The sequence below is a fragment of the Flavobacterium ustbae genome (assembly GCF_003946915.1).
In the GTDB taxonomy this organism is placed as follows: Bacteria; Bacteroidota; Bacteroidia; order Flavobacteriales; family Flavobacteriaceae; genus Flavobacterium; species Flavobacterium ustbae.
Genome location: NZ_RPOC01000007.1, coordinates 92,975 through 112,809, shown reverse-complemented (window position 1 = coordinate 112,809; position 19,835 = coordinate 92,975). Strand labels below are relative to the sequence as shown.

Here is a 19,835-nt window from a genome sequence, read left to right as displayed (position 1 = left end):
TGGAACCTTAGAATGTTTGTAGAAATTCCGGAGGAATGATTTATATTGTAGCAACGGATTTTAATCCGTTGAAAATAGGTTGACATAGTTAAAAGAGTTCCGTAGGAACGGTTCATATTAAAATACGAAGTTTAGTTTGTCACTTTTGATAAAACTGTGAATGGAATCTTTGAAGACCAAAACACCTACAAGGTTTTGTCCCGAAGCCTCGGGATTGCAGGAGTTGCAAAAACGTAAACGTCTCTCGCGTGAGTGATGGAAGTGGAGCTCTCCCGATTTTTCATCGGGAAGCGGGAACGGACAGCACGGCCCGGAGGGACACGCCCAAAAAAATATTAAAATAATATAATTAAAATGTTACGAGATTTTAAATACAAAATAATAGCCCTTACGGTTTTAATTGCTTTAAACACAAGTTGTAAATCAGGTGTTAGTCATTCGCATAAAGGAAAATCGGCTGTTTTAAATTCGGCAGATTACAAACATTATGTTGATTATTTCAACACGATGGAAGACGAAAATTTGAAATTTGCGATTCCGAATGACAGCGCATGGACTTGGATGGAAAAGAACATTCCGTTGTTTGAATGTCCACAGCAGAATTTTGAAGAGATTTATTATTTCCGTTGGTGGAGTGTTCGGAAGCATATTAAAAATACACCTTTGGGATTTGCGATTACAGAGTTTTTAGTTGACCGTTCATATGCCGATAAATACAATATGATCAGCTGTGCTTTGGGGCATCATATCAACGAATTTCGTTGGGTTCATGACCCGAAATATATTGAACAAGATGTGAAAATTTGGTACAGAGGTAATGACGGAAAGCCAATGAACAAATTGTATAAATTCAGCAGTTGGACAGCCGATGCTTTGTACAATCGTTATTTGGTGAATAAAGACGAAAAATTCTTATTGGATTTGTACCCAGACATGGTTACGGATTATGCAGTTTGGGAAAAAGACCGTCAGCGCAAAGATGGTTTATTTTGGCAGCATGATGTAAAAGACGGAATGGAAGAATCTTTAAGCGGCGGGCGAAAAGTGCAAAACGCAAGACCAACAATTAACAGTTATATGTATGGAAACGCTTTAGCGATTTCTAAAATGGCTGAAATGAAAGGCGATAAACAAGCAGAAGCAAAATTTAAAGCGAAAGCAGAGGTTTTGCAGCAATTAGTAGAAACCAAATTATGGAATCAGAAAAGTGAATTTTTTGAAACTTTGACGCAAAAAGATACTTTGGCACAGGTTAGAGAAGCGATCGGATTTATTCCGTGGTATTTTAATCTTCCTGAAAAAGGAAAAGGTTTTGAAAAAGCTTGGGAACAAATTAAAGATGAAAAAGGATTTTCGGCACCGTTTGGATTGACAACGGCAGAAAGAAGAAGTCCGCGTTTTAGAACGCACGGAACGGGAACTTGCGAGTGGGACGGTGCAATTTGGCCTTTTGCAAGTTCGCAGACTTTGACCGCAATGGCAAATGTTTTAAATAGTTACGATCAGAATTTTGTTGGAAAACCAGATTATTTCAAACAAATGGAATTGTATGTGCAATCGCAGTATTATAGAGGAAAGCCTTATCTTGGCGAATATTTGGACGAAACGACTGGCTATTGGTTAATGGGCGATAGAGAAAGAAGCCGTTATTACAATCACTCGACTTTCAACGATTTGATGATTACGGGAATGGTTGGTTTACGTCCGAGAGCAGATGAAAAGATTGAAGTGAATCCGTTGATTCCGCAGGAAAAATGGGATTGGTTTTGTCTAGATAATGTTTTGTATCATGGCAATATTATTACTATACTTTGGGATAAAACAGGCGAAAAATATAAAAAAGGAAAAGGTTTTAGAATTTATAAAAACGGAAAAGAAATTGCGGTTTCTGAGAAATTGGAAAGAGTGATTTCAGAGTAAAATTGAATTGTTTCACGCAGATTTTAAACAGATTTAAGCAGATTAAAAGTGATTTTTATTCGTCTCTTTCTTATTTGGGAATTATAAAACACGATAAAAATCTGCGACCATCTGCATAAATCTGCCTAATCTGGGTGAAAAAAATAAAGCACAAAAGCATTAAAATAATACCATGAAAAAGTTTTTTTTACATCTTACCCTAATCATTTCACTTTTTACCATTTCGGCGAAAGCCCAAAACAAGATTATGGTTAGTGATTTGAAATGCGAAATGCTTACCAATCCAGAAGGAATCGATGTTTTACAGCCTAGATTAAGTTGGAAAATAAAAGCAGACGTAAACGATGTAAAACAAACAGCTTATCAAATTATAGCTTCTTCCAGTTTAGAAAAACTAAATGCCGGAAATGGCGATTTATGGAACAGCGGGAAAGTACAAAGCGATGCTTCTGTAAATGTAACTTATAATGGAAAAAAACTTGAAAACCGTCAGGATGTTTTCTGGAAAGTAACCGTTTTTACCAATAAAGGAGAAATTCAATCTAAAGAAAATGCACATTTCAGTATCGGAATTTTGACTTACGCCGACTGGAAATCAACGCGATGGATTGGGTATGAACAAACTTCTCCTGGAGACAGTATTTCTCAATATTCTAGATTATCAGCAAGATATTTACGAAAAGAAATCAATCTCAAAAAGAAAGTCAAAAATGCCAAGGTTTATATCATGGGAATGGGCTTGTACGAGTTGTACATTAATGGAAATAAAATTGGAGATCAGGTTTTAGCACCTGTTCCGACGGATTATACAAAGAATGTAAAATACAATGTTTTTGATGTGACTTCGCAACTTCAGGAAGGTAAAAACATCTTAGGAACGATTTTAGGAAACGGACGTTTTTTTACGATGCGCCAAGATTACAAACCTTATAAAATCAAAACGTTTGGTTACCCAAAAATGGCTTTACAGTTATTTGTAGAATATACCGATGGAAGCAAAGACGCTATTCGTACAGATGATACGTGGAAAATCACAACCGATGGACCAATTTTATCGAACAACGAATACGACGGTGAAGAATACGACGCCCGTAAAGAAATGAAAGGTTGGAACACCATTAATTTTGATGATAAAAAATGGTTTTCAGCAGAATACGTGCAGGAACCAGGCGGGTTTTATGAAGGGCAGATGTCGGCAAATATGAAGGTGAAACGCGAAGTAAAACCTATTTCGATCAAACAAACACCAAAAGGAACTTATATCTTAGATATGGGGCAGAATATGGTGGGCTGGTTGCAATTGAAAGTGAAAGGGAAAAGTGGAGAAAAAATCACGATGAAGTTTGCTGAATCTTTGCAGAAAGACGGTTCGTTGTACATTGCGAATCTGCGTGATGCGAAAACTACAGATATTTATACTTTAAAAGGGGAAGGCGAAGAAGTTTGGGAACCTCGTTTTGTTTTCCACGGATTTCGATTTGTTGAAATTTCAGGTTTTACAACAAAGCCGACTTTAGAAAATTTTGTTGGAAAAGTGGTGTATGATGACATTCAAACAACAGGAACTTTCGATTCTTCAAACCCAATAATGAATCAGATTTTTAAGAATGCGTGGTGGGGAATCAGCGGGAATTATAAAGGAATGCCAATTGACTGTCCACAAAGAAATGAGCGTCAGCCTTGGTTGGGAGATAGAACTACAGGAGCTTATGGCGAAAGTTTTTTGTTTGATAATCAGACTTTGTATGCCAAATGGTTAGACGATATTAAATATTCACAAACGCTAGATGGTGGACTTCCGGATGTGGCACCTGCTTTTTGGCGTTATTATGGAGACAATGTTACGTGGCCAGGAACGTATATCACGGTTGCCGATATGCTGTATCAGCAGTTTGGAGACGCAAAAGTGGTCGAAAAACAATATCCAAACATGAAAAAATGGATGGATTATATGGAAGAAAATTATTTGGTTGATGATATTATGACGAAAGATAAATACGGCGATTGGTGCGTTCCGCCAGAATCTCTAGAATTAATTCGTTCGAAAGATCCAATGCGTTTAACAGATGGGGAATTGATTTCGAGTGCGTTTTATTATCAGTTATTGAATATTATGAAGAAATTTGCGGTGATTGCTCATCATGAAAAAGATATTCAGCATTATGATGAACTGGCTTCAAGAATCAAAAAAGCATTCAATACCAAATATTTAAACCAATATAAAAACAGTTACGCGAATAATACTGTAACTGCCAATTTACTGCCTTTAACTTTCGGAATGGTTCCAGATGGACTTCAAACCAAAATATTCGAAAATTTGGTACACCAAGTAGAAGTCGTAAAAAATGGTCACATAAGCACAGGCGTTATCGGAACTCAGTTTTTAATGCGAACGCTTACTAATTTCGGACGTGGAGATTTAGCTTTCAAATTAGCATCCAACAAAACTTATCCAAGCTGGGGTTATATGGTTGAAAATGGAGCCACTACAATTTGGGAACTTTGGAACGGAAACACCGCAGATCCTGCTATGAATTCGCAAAACCACGTCATGCTTTTAGGTGATTTACTGATTTGGTATTATGAAAATATGGCGGGAATCAAAAGCAATCCTGAAACGCCAGGCTTCAAACAAATTATCATGAAACCTGATTTTAATGCAGGATTGACCTATGTAAATGCGTTTTATGAATCGATTTACGGAATGATAAAAAGCGATTGGAAAAAAGATAAAAAGGGATTGGTTTGGAATGTTAGTATTCCTGCAAATAGTTCTGCTGTTGTATATCTTCCAACTAGCGATATTTCTGCTGTTTCTATTAATAAACAAAAGCTGGATAAGACTTCTTCTTATAAAATTGAAAATAACAATATTGTACTTTCATTAGAATCAGGTTCGTATGTTTTGAAGGTAAAACAATAACATAGGGAAAATTTGTCCCCAGATAAAGATGCTTTAGTAATAAAAAGCTTAAGATATTTTGCTATAAACGTTAAATAACTTGCATTTTTAGTATTTCGGGACAGTACAGGATACATTGTTAATTTTTTAGTGTTATTTTTACACTTAATAAATATTTTTACCTAAAAAAATGATAGGTATATATTTATTGTCGAAAAAAATAATTCATAATTTAATTAAGAATGAAGATTATAAAATTAGCATTTGTATTGTTTGGACTTTTCCTTTTAGGAAGTTGTAAGTCGGCTTTAGAAAAGAAAACATGGAAAGAAGGAATTTTAGTAGATCAGTTTGTTTACGATAAAGCACCTTATCCGTCTTGCCATGCCATTACAATTGTCGAAGCAACAAATGGTGATTTAGTAGCCTCTTGGTTTGGGGGAACTCACGAGAGAAATCCTGACGTTTGCATTTATGTAGCAATTAAACCAAAAGGAAGTGATACTTGGAACGAAGGTGTAAAAGTGGCCGACGGTGTAATGAAAGAAGGCCCAAGATTACCAACATGGAATCCTGTTTTATATCAAATTCCGAATGGAGATTTAATGCTTTTCTACAAAATCGGACCAAAACCATCTGAATGGTGGGGCGTAATTAGAACTTCATCTGATGGCGGAAAAACTTGGTCTGAGGCTCAAAAAATGCCAGAAGGTTTCTTAGGGCCAATCAAAAATAAACCAGTTTTATTAAGCAACGGAACTTTATTATGTCCGTCAAGTATCGAAGGCGACGGCTGGAGACTTCGTATGGAATCAACTCCTGATTTCGGAAAAACTTGGGTAATGGGCGATACGCTTCCAAGAGGAAAACAAAAAATCAATGCCATTCAGCCGAGTATTTTATTCCACAAAGACGGAAGCATTCAAGCAATAGGAAGAACCAGAAACAGAGCTATTTTCAGCACTTTCTCAAAAGATAACGGAAAAACATGGTCGGATGTGGAGTTAATCGGACTTCCAAATAACAACTCAGGAACAGATGCTGTAACTTTAAAAGACGGAAGACATTTATTGGTTTACAATCACGTTCTTCCTCCGGGGAAAGAAGCAAAAGGACCGAGAACGCCTTTGAATGTTTCGGTTTCTAAAGATGGAATTAACTGGAAAGCTGCTTTAGTTTTAGAAGATTCAAAAATCAGCCAATATTCATATCCATCGATGATTCAAGGCTCAGACGGAATGGTGCATATTGTGTATACTTGGAGAAGAGAAAAACTGAAATACGTAAAAGTTGATCCGAGTAAACTGGTTGCACTTCCAATTAAAAATGGAGTTTGGCCAGGCGAAGAAGGAAAAGTGGTTACGGCTGTGAAAGCGGAAGAAGAGTAAAAAATATAATGCCACAGATTAAAGGATTTTCACCGATTAAAAAATCTGCTAGATCTGCTAAATCTGCGTGAAAAAATTTACTCTCGCAGATTTAGCAGATTATGGAGATAAAAAAAATCCTTTTTAATCTTTTAATCTGTGGCAAAAAAAAAATATACCCATGATATATAAAAAACATTTATTAATTGCATTGCTTGTTGTTTTATCAACAACATTCAACAGCTGTGCAACGGCTCAGCCATCAAAAAACAAACAGCAATACAAAGTAGCGGTTTGCGACTGGATGATTTTAAAAAGACAAAAATTAGGTGCTTTCGGATTAGCAGCTGAAATCAAGGCAGACGGAATCGAAATGGATATGGGCGGTTTAGGAAAGCGTCCTACTTTCGACAGCAAATTGGGCGATCCTGTAGAAAGACAAAAATTCTTAGATAAATCAAAAGAATTAAATGTCGGAATCAGTTCCATTGCCATGTCGGGTTTTTACGCACAGTCTTTCGCCAAAAGAGAAACCATCGAACCAATGATCAACGATTGTGTAAAGGCAATGAAAGACATGAAAGTAAAAGTGGCTTTTTTACCGTTAGGAACAGAAAGCGATTTGACTAAAAATCCAGAACTACGTCCGATTGTTATTGAAAGATTAAAATGGGCGGGAAAACAAGTCGGTAAAATTGGCGGTGTTATTGCTATTGAAACTTCATTAAGCGCCACAGACGAGAAAAAACTTTTGGAAGAAGTAGATTCAAAATACATTAAAAGTTCGTTCAATTTTGCGAATGCCGTAGATAACGGAAGAGATATAGCATTAGAATTAAAGATTTTAGGAAAGAAACATTTAGCACAGATTCACGCTTCAAACACCGATAAATTTTGGTTAGAAAACGATCCTGCGATCGACATGCCAAAAATCAAACAAACGCTGGATGAAATGAAATGGAGCGGTTGGCTGATTGTAGAGCGTTCAAGAGACGTAACACAAGTTCATAATGTAAAAGCCAATTACGGAGCCAATGTCGCTTATTTGAAGAAAATCTTCCAGAATTAAATAAATTGAAAGATACAGTGATCAATATGTAATCGTTAAACTAAACAAATTATCACTACAAATCTGCCGAATCTGCTCAATCTGCGGGAGTCATATTTTCTCGCAGATCACGCAGATTTAGCAGATTATTTTTAAAAGAATACCCAAAAACAGCATATCATGAAACATTTACAATTACTTCTTTTGTTTTTTTACGTCACTTTCGCGCAAGCGCAAAACATCACCATTGTGAGTGATGAAAACGCGCCGAGAGCAAAATACGGTGCAGAGAAATTAGCTAAGACTTTAACTTCAAAAGGTTTTCAGGTTAATGCTTCAGACAAATTCAAAAAATCAAAAGATAAAGTAATTGTTATTGGCGAAAAAGGAACTGATTTCTGGAAGAAAAATGCCAAAAGCGCTAAAATAGACGACAGTAAACTGACGAAAAAAGAAGGTTTTCAGATTCGTACTCAAAATAATATCATTTATATAGAAGGAACAGATGCAACTGGAGCATTGTATGGCGCTTTAGAATTAGTAGACCGTATTAAAGATTCTGGTAAACTTCCGTCAGAACTAAATATTGATGACAGCCCAGAAATGGTTTTACGTGGCGCGTGTATCGGAATGCAGAAACCGGTTTATCTTCCGGGGCGTGACGTTTACGAATATCCTTATACGCCAGAAACTTTCCCGTGGTTTTACGATCAAAAATTATGGATTAAGTATTTGGATATGATGGTTGATAACCGCATGAATTCCTTGTATTTATGGAACGGACATCCGTTTGCTTCTTTGGTAAAACTAAAAGAATATCCGTTTGCCGTAGAAGTAAGCGACGAAGATTTCAAAAAGAACGAAGAAATCTATAAATTCCTAACTGTAGAAGCCAACAAAAGAGGAATCTGGGTAATTCAGATGTTTTACAACATCATTGTTTCTAAGCCTTTTGCAGAGCATTATAACATCAAAACTCAGGATCGTTCACGACCAATTACGCCTTTGTTGTCCGATTATACCAGAAAATCAATTGCGGCCTTTATCGAAAAGTATCCAAACGTTGGTTTAATGGTTTGTTTGGGAGAAGCCATTAATACCGTTGATGATGATGTAGAATGGTTTACAAAAACCATAATTCCGGGTGTTCGCGATGGTTTGCAGGCATTAGGAAAAACAGAAGAACCACCAATTATCTTGCGTTCTCACGATACAGACGGACCTTTGGTAATGGAAAAATCACTTCCGTTATACAAAAACTTATATACAGAAAGTAAATATACAGGAGAATCTTTAACGACTTACACGCCGGGCGGACCTTGGGGTGAAACGCACAAACAATTAAGTTCTCTTAAATCGATTCATATCGAAAACGTGCACATTTTGGCGAATTTAGAGCCTTTCAGATACGGTTCGCCAGATTTTATTCAGAAAACCGTAAAAGCGATGCATAACATTCACGGGGCAAATGCTTTACATTTATATCCGCAAGCTTCGTATTGGGATTGGCCGTATTCTGCCGATAAAACCAAAACGGGCGAACGTTTACTAGAAATGGATCGCGATTGGATTTGGTACAAAGCTTGGGCAAGATACGCTTGGGAAAGCAAAAGAGACCGAAACGAAGAAATCAAATATTGGGATAAAGATTTAGCTGCGAAATATGGAACAAGCCAAGAAGCCGCTAATAACATTCTAAAAGCATACGAAGAAACAGGAGAAATCGCTCCAAAAACGTTAAGACGTTTCGGAATCACCGAAGGAAATCGCCAAACCTTATTGTTAGGAATGTTCGAAAGCCAATTGGTAAATCCGTCAAAATGGAGAGTATATCCAGGATTCCACGAATCTTGTGGGCCTCCGGGCGAGTTATTATTGGAATATGCTAAAAAAGAATGGAACAAAGAACCACATTCTGGCGAACTTCCAACGCAGATTATTGCTGAAATTACAGAACATGGAAGGTTAGCGGTTGAAGCCATCGACAAAGCCGAAGCCAGCGTAACCAAAGACAAAGACGAATTTTTACGTCTTAAAAACGATGTACATTGCTATAAAGCTTTCGCCGATTTCTTCTCAGAAAAAGTAAAAGCTGCGATTTTGGTTTTACGTTACAGCTATTCCAATGATATTGCCGATTTAGACAAAGCATTGCCACATTTAGAAAAAAGCATCGAATATTACGAACTTTTGGTCAATTTGACGAAAGATCATTATTGGTACGCCAACAGTATGCAGACCGCTCAACGCCGAATCCCGATTGGAGGTGACGATGGAAATAATAAAACTTGGGCTGAATTGTTACCGCATTACGAACGTGAATTGGCGAATTTCAAAAGAAATTTAGAAAAACTAAAATCGTCTAAAGATGGTAAAATCGAAACCAAAGAAGGAAAACCTTGGAAACCTGCCGAAGTAACTTTTATCGATGAAAAACCAGGAACCTATTTAGTAAAAAAAGGAACAAAAGTTTACGGAACAGACATTTCTGAATTAACCAAAATTGCTCCAGAACTTCAAAACCTAAAAGGATTTTCTTTTGTAGAAAACGAACAAAACGAAAAAGGAACACATTTGAAGTTTAGAAACACAAAAGCGGTTAAATTAGTAGTTGGTTATTTCAACTCCGATCAGAAACGATTTTTGTTGCCGCCAAGTTTAGAAACCGATGCTGCAGGAAATGCGCACGGTCAGGCCGAAGTAATTTTGGCAAGCGCCATGAATTTGAAAGAACTGCCACGTGTAAACATTCATACCTACACTTTCCAGCCGGGCGAAAACAAACTCGATTTAGGAAAAGGAAAAGTATTGATTTTAGGTTTCATCGACGCCGATCAAATCATTACACCGCGTGATGTCGGGTATATAGATGCAGGAGAAAAAGCAGCAATCGACTGGTTATTTTATTAATAAAGATAATAATTTGGGCGTGTTCGCCGCGGCGAATCGGGCTTTCGGCTAAATTCCCGATTTAGAAAAACAAGGCTTTTTAGCCGTAGTTTTTGTTAATCGGGAGATACCGCCTCAATCCATCACGCGAAGCAAACGTTACCTTAAACCTGACGGGTTTAATACGAAGTAATAAACGCAATCTTGTCATCCTGAACGAAGTAATGACACGTAAGAAACTCGACAAAAGTTGTCATTTCGACGGAGGAGAAATCACACGCGTGATTCGACAAAGATTGGAAATAACTGTACGGAGTTTCTAGTGAGATTTCTCCTTCGTCGAAATGACAAAGAAAGCCGAAGGCTTTACTAATAAACTAAAAAACAACCTTATATAACTTATATGGTTTTAAAAATATGAACAGAATAGTTTTTTTTATTTTTTGTTTTTTCTCAAGTTTTTGCTCTGTTTGGAGTCAGGGCAAAAGTTCGATGCGTAAAGAAATTTCGCTGAATTCATCTTGGGAGACCGTAATGCTGGATAATCTTCCGCTGAAAGAAGAAGATTTTGTAGAAAATCCAAAAACTGATTCCAATTGGCAAAAGGTAAGTGTGCCTCACAATTGGGATCAGTATTATGGTTTCAGGAGAACAAAACATGGAAATTTACACGGAACAGCGTGGTACAAAAGAACTTTAAAACTGGATAAAATTAAATCCGGACAAAAGTTTTTTTTGTTTTTTGAAGGCGTAAGTTCATACGCAACAGTTTGGGTAAACGGAAAAAAAGTCGGTGAACACAAAGGCGGAAGAACCACTTTTACGCTGGACATTTCCAATTTAATCATCCCAAACAAAGAAAATCAGATTTTGGTAAAAGCATCGCATCCCTCATTTATTGCCGATCTTCCTTGGGTTTGTGGAGGCTGTTCGGGCGAATGGGGATTTTCAGAGGGTTCTCAGCCAATGGGGATTTTTAGACCTGTTTCTTTAATTATTACAAACGATGTCAGAATCGAACCTTTTGGTATTCATATCTGGAATGACAAATCGGTTTCGAAACAAAGAGCGATTCTTCATACGACAACCGAAATCAAAAATTACGGCACTTCAAACCGAAATTTAACTATAGAAAATACTTTTTTTGATGCTTCAGGAAAGAAAGTTTCAGGCATTAAAAATCAAATCAAATATAATTCGGGAGAGAAAAGAGAAGTAGTTCTGACGTTGCCAGAAATTCAAAATCCGAAATTATGGTCGCCTTCGAATCCGTATTTGTATAAATTGGTTACGACCATTTCTGAAAATGGAAAAGTTATAGATCAGTTAACAACGCCTTACGGAATCCGATGGGTGAGCTGGCCGGTAAGTCGTGACGGAAAAGATAATCGATTTTTTATTAATAACGAACCTGTTTTTATCAATGGAGTCTGTGAATATGAACATCAGATTGGAAACAGTCACGCATTTTCAAACGAGCAGATTCATGCTAGAATCGAACAAATAAAAGCAGCTGGATTTAATGCTTTCCGTGAAGCGCATCAGCCTCATAATTTAGAATATCAGGCAGCATTAGACGAAAATGGAATCTTATTTTGGAGTCAGTTTTCCGCACATATTTGGTACGATACACCAGAATTTAAAGAAAATTTCAAAACGCTTTTACGCGAATGGATTAAAGAACGCAGAAACAGTCCTTCGGTTGTGATGTGGGGATTGCAAAACGAAAGTACGATTCCGAAAGAATTCGCAGAAGAATGTACGCAGATTATCCGCGAAATGGATCCATTATCGGAGAAACAAAGAATCGTCACGACTTGTAACGGAGGAGAAGGAACCGACTGGAACGTAGTTCAAAACTGGTCTGGAACGTATGGCGGAGATCCGTTAAAATACCATCTCGAAATGACGACGCAGTTATTAAACGGAGAATACGGCGCTTGGCGTTCGGCTGATTTGCATACCGAAGGCGAATTCGATCAAAAAGGAACTTTAAGCGAAAACCGTTTTTCGCAATTAATGGAAATCAAAGTTCGCGAAGCCGAATCGGTTCGTGATAAAATTGCGGGACAATTCAATTGGCTTTTTGCCTCACACGAAAATCCAGGACGTGTGCAAAACGGCGAAGGATTTAGAGATATTGACAAAGTAGGACCTGTTAATTACAAAGGACTTTTCACGATTTGGGGCGAACCTTTGGATGCGTATTATATGTATCGCGCCAATTATGTTTCGAACAAAACCAACCCGATGGTGTATATCGTTTCGCATACTTGGCCAAGTCGTTGGGAAAGTGCCGGAATCAAAAACGGAATCGATATTTACTCGAATTGTGAAGAAGTGGAATTGTTTAATGATGTCAATAAAATGTCATTAGGAAAACTAAAAAATCCAGGAATAGGGAAACATTTTCAGTTTAATAATGTCAATGTTCAATACAATGTTTTATACGCCGTGGGTTATGTAAACGGAAAAGCAGTTGCGAAAGATTATGTTGTTTTGAATAATCTTCCAAAAGCAATCAATTTAGAAGCCTTAACGCCTAATAAAACGGATATTTTAAAAGCAAAAAGCGGTTTAAATTATATCTATAGAGTAAATTGTGGTGGTTCTGAATTCACAGATTCTAACGGAAATACTTGGTTAACCGACACACACAAAAGCGGAAAAAACACATGGGGTTCTTTGTCATGGACAGATAATTTCGAAAAACTTCCTGATTTCTATGCAAGCCAAAGAAGCACTTTTGATCCAATTGACGGAACAAAAGATCAAGCTTTATTTCAAACCTTCAGATACGGAGTTGAAAAGTTAAGTTATGAATTTCCTGCGCCTGACGGAGAATATTTAATCGAATTGTACTTTACGGAACCCTGGTACGGAACAGGAGGCGGATTGGATTGCAAAGGCTGGCGATTATTTGATGTTGCCATTAACGATAATGTTGTTTTAAAAGATTTTGATATTTGGGCGGAAGCAGGACATGATAAAGCTTTAAAGAAAACTTTTGTTGTAAAAAGCGTTGGAGGAAAAATCAAAATTTCATTTCCGAATGTAAAAGTTGGTCAGGCGATAATTTCTGGGATTGCAATTGCATCAAAAGATAAAAATGTAAAATCTGCGGAGGAATCGGCTAGAAATATTCAGAATGTAAGTTTAGATGCTAAAGATTTCAAAATTGCGTCTTGGTTGGATATTAATTCGAAACAATATGTAAATTCAGAAGAAGCTTTTACAGAACTTCCGTCAGAAGTTTTTGGAGCAGATTATTTACAGTTTTCAGCTGATTCAAAAGATTCAGGTTCGTTTACAGCTAAAGAAGAATCGAATGTTTTTGTTTTAGTTGATAGTAAAATTAAGACTTTAAGTTGGCTTTCAGATTATAAAAAAATAGAAGAAAAAGCAAAAAATAATGCTGGAATTTCTTTTGATGTTTTCGCTAAAAAAGTAAAAAAAGGGGAGAAAGTTTCTTTTGATAATTCAGAAACGATTTCGACAATTGTCGTTGTTCCAACTTATGATATGGGTGAAAAAGACGATTCAAGACCTGTAGTTATTATCGAAGCCGAAAAAACAAAAACAACTGGAACTGGAATCGAAAAAGGGAATTTCAAAAAAGCAGATTATATTGAATTTACTAAAAAGACAAATAACAGCATTGAGTTTGAAGTAAAACCAGGAGTAGCAGGAATTTATTTGATGCGTTTCCGTTTCATGAACCGAAATGAAACGCCATTAAAAGTAAAATTCAAAATGGAAGATGCTTACGGAATTTTAATGCGAAATGATACGATTGAATTTTTCCCTTCACCGGAAAAATGGAAGATTTTAAACACAACATCAGGAGGTTATATTAACGCTGGAACGTATAAAATTACTCTCGAAGGAGACGATTTGAAAGGACTTTTAATTGATAATTTTGAATTTCAGTAAATTGAGCCACGAAGGCACAAAGACGCAAAGGTTTTCATTGTAGAGACGCACCGCAGTGCGTCTACGCTCCAAATGTCCATACTGTGTGTTAGACGCACTGCAGTGCGCCTCTACGGTAAGGTTGTGGAATATTTTGTGAAAGAATTTAGAATAAAAAATAAATCGCGCAAAGTCGCAAAGACGCCAAGAAAATTAAAACATATAAGTAATATAAGAAAATTTAGGTTTTGCTAAAATGAACTTATATTACTTATATGGTTAAGAAAAAAAACTTTGCGTCTCTGCTCCCGAAGTTTCGGGATTGCGAGAGAAAAAAATAAAAATATGGTTAAGAAAATTTTACTTGCATTTACAGTTTTGCTTTCAGCATCAATAATGGCTCAAAAACAAGCCAGAATTGTAGAAGACTTTAATAAAAACTGGAACTTCAAATTAGGAGATTATCCAGAAGCAATAAACACAAACTACAATGCGTCAGATTGGAGAACGCTTCAATTGCCACACGATTGGAGTATTGAATTAGCTTTCGATAAAAACAGCAAAACTAAACAGGCGCAGGGATTTTTACCTGCAGGAAAAGGCTGGTATCGCAAAGTTTTCACCGTTCCAGCGAACTGGAAAAACAAAACGGTTTCCATTGAATTTGATGGTGTTTTTAAGAACAGTGAAGTTTTCATAAACGGAAAATCATTAGGAATTCGTCCAAACGGTTATATTTCTTTTGGATATGATTTAACGCAGTATTTGAATTTTGGAAAATCGAATATTATCGCCGTAAAAGTTGATAACGATTCTCAGCCAAATTCACGCTGGTATACAGGATCGGGAATTTATAGAAACGTAAGATTGGTAGCTGTTGAAAAACTCCACGTAGGGAAATGGGGAACTTTTGTAACGACTCCAGAAGTTTCAACAGAAAAATCAAAAGTAAATATTGAAGTTACGATTGATAATGATAATACTGCTGCAAAAGAATTTAAACTCGTTACTTCGATTGTAAATGCGGAAAATAAAGAAGTAGCAAATTTTACTTCAAAAGAAAAAATCGGTGCAAAAACTTCTGAGAAAAAAGTGCATAATCTGGAAGTAAAACAGTCAAAATTATGGAGTACAGAAAATCCGTATTTGTATAAAGTGATTACAAAGGTTTATGAGAAATCAAAATTAGTAGACAATTACGAAACTCCGCTAGGATTCCGTTATTTTAATTTTGATGCTGAAAAAGGATTTTCGCTAAACGGAGTTCCAACGAAAATTTATGGAGTTTGTCTGCATCATGATAATGGCGCTTTGGGTGCTGTGGAAAATATTCATGCCGTTCGAAGAAAACTGACGTTGATGAAAGAAATGGGAGTTAATGCGATTAGAATGTCTCATAACCCGCATTCTTTGGAAATGATGCAATTGTGTGACGAAATGGGTTTCATTGTTCAGGACGAAGCTTTTGACGTTTGGAAAAAGAAAAAAGTAACCAACGATTACCACAAAGATTGGGATGCGTGGCACAAACAGGATTTAGAAGATTTTATAAAAAGAGACCGCAATTATCCGTCGGTTATGATGTGGAGTATTGGTAACGAAATCCGCGAACAGTTTGATTCGACTGGAATTGCGATTACTAGAGAATTGGCTCAAATTGTAAAAAATCTAGATACGACTCGTCCCGTAACTTCCGCTTTGACAGAAAATGTAATTGAGAAAAACTTTATTTATCAATCGGGAGCTTTAGATTTATTGGGATTCAATTATAAACACGAAGATTATAAAGATTTTCCAACCAAATTTAAAGGACAAAAAATACTAGCATCAGAAAGTGTTTCGGCTTTACAAACACGTGGGCATTATGATTTTCCAGACGGAATCAAAGCTTGGCCAGTAAAACACGGCGCTCCGTTTGACGGAAATGCTGATTGGACGGTTTCGGCTTACGATCAGGTGAAATCATATTGGGGTGCAACGCACGAGGAAAACTGGAAAACCATCAAAAGTCAGGACTTTATGGCGGGAACTTTTATCTGGACAGGATTCGATTATATCGGAGAACCAGATCCGTATCCGTATCCTGCTAGAAGTTCGTATTTTGGAATTGTGGATTTAGCCGGACTTCCAAAAGATGTGTATTATATGTACCAAAGTGAATGGTCAAAAAAAGACGTTCTGTATATTTTTCCGCATTGGAATTGGAAAAAAGATCAGGAAGTTGCCGTTTGGGCGTATTACAATAATGCCGATGAAGTGGAGCTTTTCTTAAACGGAAAATCTTTAGGTAAAAAAGCCAAACACAATGATGATTTGCATATTTCATGGAATGTAAAATTTGAGCCAGGAACTTTAAAAGCGGTTTCCAGAAAGAATGGAAAAGTGGTTTTAGAAAAAGAAATTCATACCGCTGGCGAAGCTTCTAAAATTGATTTAAAAGCAGATAAAACTTCTATTAAAAATGATACTTACGATTTGGTTTATGTAACAGTTTCGTTAGTTGATAAAGACGGAAATGCACTGCCAAACGCAATGGATTTAATCAATTTTGAGGTTTCTGGCGGAGGAAAATTAGTTGGAGTTGATAATGGTTATCAAGCTAATTTGGAGTCTTTTAAAGCGAATTCTTGTAAATTGTTTAACGGAAAATGTATTGCGATTATTCAATCGAATGGGAAGAAAGAGATTATTCAGTTGAAAGCTTCAGCAAATGGATTGTCGTCTTCAGAAATTACAATAAAAGTAAATTAAAAATCTCGCAATCCCGATATCTATCGGGAGCGAAGGCGCAAAGTTTTTAAACCATATAAGTTATATAAGTCAATTTAAGTTTTTGCTTAACTGAACTTATATAACTTATATGGTTTAATTTTTTGTAAAGATGTTTTTTGTGAGAGAAATAATGCTATTTTAGCTAAAGATTTGTAGTGTTACATAATACATTTCACGACATAGAAATACTAAATCATAAGCGATTTTATGGATAAAACACTTTGGGAAAAGGTTGTAGTATTTAGCTTTGATAATCCGAATGATGAGTACGGATTTTCGACGAGATTAGCATTAGAAAACCATTGGACATTATATTTTACTCAAAGTGCCATATTGGAGTATAAAAAGTTCATGTTTCTAGCAGCCACAAACAACGAAATGGTTTCACCTTCAGAAATTGTGGATATTGTCTGGCATCAGCATTTAATTTTTACTAATTCCTATTCTGATTTCTGCAATTTATTGGGAAAAAGAATCGAGCATATTCCGTCGACTCATAATAAATCTGAGTTTGAGAGATTTCAAACAGCTAAAGAACGAACTGCAGCACTTTACGAAATCAATTTTGGAAAACAGCCCGCAGAAGTTTGGCATTATAACAATGAATTTGATTCTCTACAACTTGAGAAAAGTAAATTTGATGTCAAGAAACTGAGAAAGAACTTCTTCAAATATACCTTGGCTGGATCTATTCCTGTCTGTCTGATAATTTATTTTCTTTTAATAAAAATTCAGAATCCTCATTTCATAATTGGTTATTTGTTACTTTTTGTTGCAGTATTTTTATTGTTGAAAGATTATGTTCGAAATAAATTCAGTGCCTTATATACCGAATTAGAATCGAATGCAATTATAAAAAATCTTACTGCGTTCGAACTCATTTACTTTCGGGATAATAGTTTAGATGCTGTAATTCATGGAGTTGTCAATAAATTGATCGAACGGAATAAAATACAGATTCTAGAGAATAAAAAATTAGAATTAATCGACGAAAGTTTGGGCGATAATCCATATGAAAACTGTGTTGTCGAAATTATGAAAGAGTTTGAGCCAATGCCGTACAAGCAACTGTGCTGGAATGTGAGACAGAAACCTATTTTTGAACAGCTTCAAAAAGCAACTTATAGAATAAAGGATAGAATTATCGCATCGAAACCATTCACGAATGTGATGATTACAGTAATGATTACTTTGGGAGCACTTTTAACTATTGGTTTTAGCAGACTTTTTTCTGGGCTTTGGAGAGACAAACCAGTTATATTTTTGCTGGTTGCTCTCGTGCCTTTAGTTTTCATTGTACTTTACTATTTAAATCAGTTATTAAATCTAATTTTTGTAGATATTATTCCTTCTTCGATTAAAGAAAAAGTATTAAGCAGAGGCGAGAGTATGCGAGATTGGGAATGGGATTATTTTCTCTACGGAACTGCAGTGCTTTCTGCTGCTTTTATTCCGTTAGTGAATTATGCTTCACCATCATCAACATCATCTGGGGATTATTTCAGCTTTTCAAGTTCAACCGATTCGGGTTCCTGCGGTTCTTCTTGTGGGAGTTCTGGAAGTTCCTGCGGTTCCTCATGCGGAAGTTCATGTGGAGGTTGCGGTGGCGGAGATTAATATTTTTTGAACCATATAAGTTGTATAAGAAATTTTAAGTTTTTGGCTTAATTAAACTTAAATGACTTATATGGTTTAAATTTTCTTTAATTTTAAACTTTGCGTCTCTGCGCCTTTGCGCGATTATTTAAACTCTAAGAAAATGACACCGACTTTTTTTGCAGATCAAAAAGATTTTAGAAAATGGCTAGAAAAGAACCATCAAAAAGAAAAAGAACTTTTGGTTGGTTTTTATAAAGTTTCAAGTAAAAAGCCCTCAATGAGCTGGTCAGAATCTGTAGATCAGGCGCTTTGTTTTGGATGGATTGACGGTGTGCGCAGATCGATTGATGATGAAAGTTACAGCATTCGTTTTACTCCGAGAAGGCCTTCTAGTATTTGGAGTGCGATTAATGTTCAAAAAATGGAAGATTTGACTAAAGCAGGTTTAATGACAGATGCAGGTTTAAAAGCTTTTAGTTTTCTGTCAGAGAATAAATCAAAAATATATTCGCACGAAAAGAAAGAACCTATCCCGCTTTTAGAAGCTTACGAAAAGCAATTTAAAAGCAATAAAATAGCTTGGGAATTTTTCGAAAAACAAGCTCCCTCTTACAAGAAAGTTATGATTCATTGGATTATGAGTGCTAAGCAGGAAAAAACGCAATTGTCAAGACTTGAAAAAACAATTGTAGAAAGCGAAAAGCAAAAACGAGTGCTATAGCAAAATCCAATAAAATTGCTTATTTTAGTGGTTTGACTTGTAGCGAACTATGGAAAAAGAAAATACCACAACGATAAAAGGGGAGATTTTGCTGGGTATTATTTTTGCCCTCGAATTATATGCTTTACCTGTACAATTTTATTTATTGCTAAAAGGATCCGAATTTACCTTTTTCAGTGCTGCAGTGCGCTTTTTTAGCTTTTTCACGATTTTAACCAATAGTATCGTTTTTATTTGCAGTGCCATGCTGCTGTTTGGAGGAAAATCGAGAATAAATTTTTTCTTTAGAAAGTGCACGACTTTAACGGCAATTACGGTTTATATTCTGATTGTTGGAATGGTTTTTAATCTGCTCCTTCGTCATATTATCGAATTAAAAGGACATCACCTTATAGTGAGCGAAATATTCCATACTGTTGTCCCAGTCTTATTTTTCTTTTTTTGGTTGTTCTTTGTGAGTCCAGAAAGAATCTCTTTCAAAGTTATTTTCTTCTGGCTCGTTTATCCGATTCTCTATATTATTTATACTTTATTTCACGGAATTACGACCAATTTTTATCCGTATCCCTTTATTGATGCAACCAAATTAGGCTTTAAAACCGCTCTCGTAAACGGATTATTTGTTTTAATTGCTTTTGTGGTTTTGTCAGTGATTTTGATTTCTATTTCTAAAATTAGAACCAAAATGCTTTAAAATCTGTTGTT

At 36.0% G+C, this 19,835-nt stretch carries 10 protein-coding genes; all 10 read left to right on the top strand.

The features are described from left to right. The first annotated feature begins 354 nt into the window (after positions 1 to 354). The 10 genes from EG814_RS11220 (at position 355) to EG814_RS11175 (ending at position 19,824) form a co-directional block, all read left to right on the top strand. Positions 355 to 1,920, top strand: coding sequence for an MGH1-like glycoside hydrolase domain-containing protein (locus EG814_RS11220; RefSeq protein ID WP_125721913.1), 1,566 nt, complete (start codon positions 355 to 357; stop codon positions 1,918 to 1,920). Between the two features lie 172 nt (positions 1,921 to 2,092). Then, complete coding sequence (locus tag EG814_RS11215) at positions 2,093 to 4,843, top strand: glycoside hydrolase family 78 protein (RefSeq protein ID WP_125721911.1); 2,751 nt, start codon at positions 2,093 to 2,095, stop codon at positions 4,841 to 4,843. A gap of 221 nt (positions 4,844 to 5,064) precedes the next feature. Then, positions 5,065 to 6,210: a sialidase family protein gene (locus EG814_RS11210; protein ID WP_125721909.1), complete on the top strand. Its 1,146-nt coding sequence runs from the start codon at positions 5,065 to 5,067 to the stop codon at positions 6,208 to 6,210. 160 nt (positions 6,211 to 6,370) lie between these two features. Beyond that, positions 6,371 to 7,258 carry a sugar phosphate isomerase/epimerase family protein gene (locus tag EG814_RS11205; protein ID WP_125721907.1) on the top strand — a complete coding sequence of 296 codons (888 nt, stop codon included), beginning with the start codon at positions 6,371 to 6,373 and terminating at the stop codon, positions 7,256 to 7,258. A 159-nt stretch (positions 7,259 to 7,417) separates the two neighbouring features. Continuing rightward, complete coding sequence (locus EG814_RS11200; RefSeq protein ID WP_125721905.1) at positions 7,418 to 10,147, top strand: alpha-d-galacturonidase; 2,730 nt, start codon at positions 7,418 to 7,420, stop codon at positions 10,145 to 10,147. A 471-nt stretch (positions 10,148 to 10,618) separates the two neighbouring features. Further along, the gene (locus tag EG814_RS11195) at positions 10,619 to 14,059 is read left to right on the top strand and encodes a malectin domain-containing carbohydrate-binding protein (protein WP_235830959.1); all 3,441 of its coding nucleotides are present in this window, start codon (positions 10,619 to 10,621) and stop codon (positions 14,057 to 14,059) included. Positions 14,060 to 14,383: 324 nt separating this feature from the next. Then, positions 14,384 to 16,789 (top strand): sugar-binding domain-containing protein, encoded by a 2,406-nt coding sequence (locus tag EG814_RS11190; RefSeq protein WP_125721901.1) that lies wholly within the window; start codon positions 14,384 to 14,386, stop codon positions 16,787 to 16,789. Positions 16,790 to 17,017: 228 nt separating this feature from the next. Next, positions 17,018 to 18,427: a glycine-rich domain-containing protein gene (locus EG814_RS11185; RefSeq protein ID WP_125721899.1), complete on the top strand. Its 1,410-nt coding sequence runs from the start codon at positions 17,018 to 17,020 to the stop codon at positions 18,425 to 18,427. Positions 18,428 to 18,569: 142 nt separating this feature from the next. Beyond that, positions 18,570 to 19,130, top strand: a complete 561-nt coding sequence (locus tag EG814_RS11180) for a YdeI/OmpD-associated family protein (protein ID WP_125721897.1) — start codon at positions 18,570 to 18,572, stop codon at positions 19,128 to 19,130. 49 nt (positions 19,131 to 19,179) lie between these two features. After that, positions 19,180 to 19,824 (top strand): Pr6Pr family membrane protein, encoded by a 645-nt coding sequence (locus EG814_RS11175; protein WP_125721895.1) that lies wholly within the window; start codon positions 19,180 to 19,182, stop codon positions 19,822 to 19,824. The last annotated feature ends 11 nt before the right edge of the window (positions 19,825 to 19,835 follow it).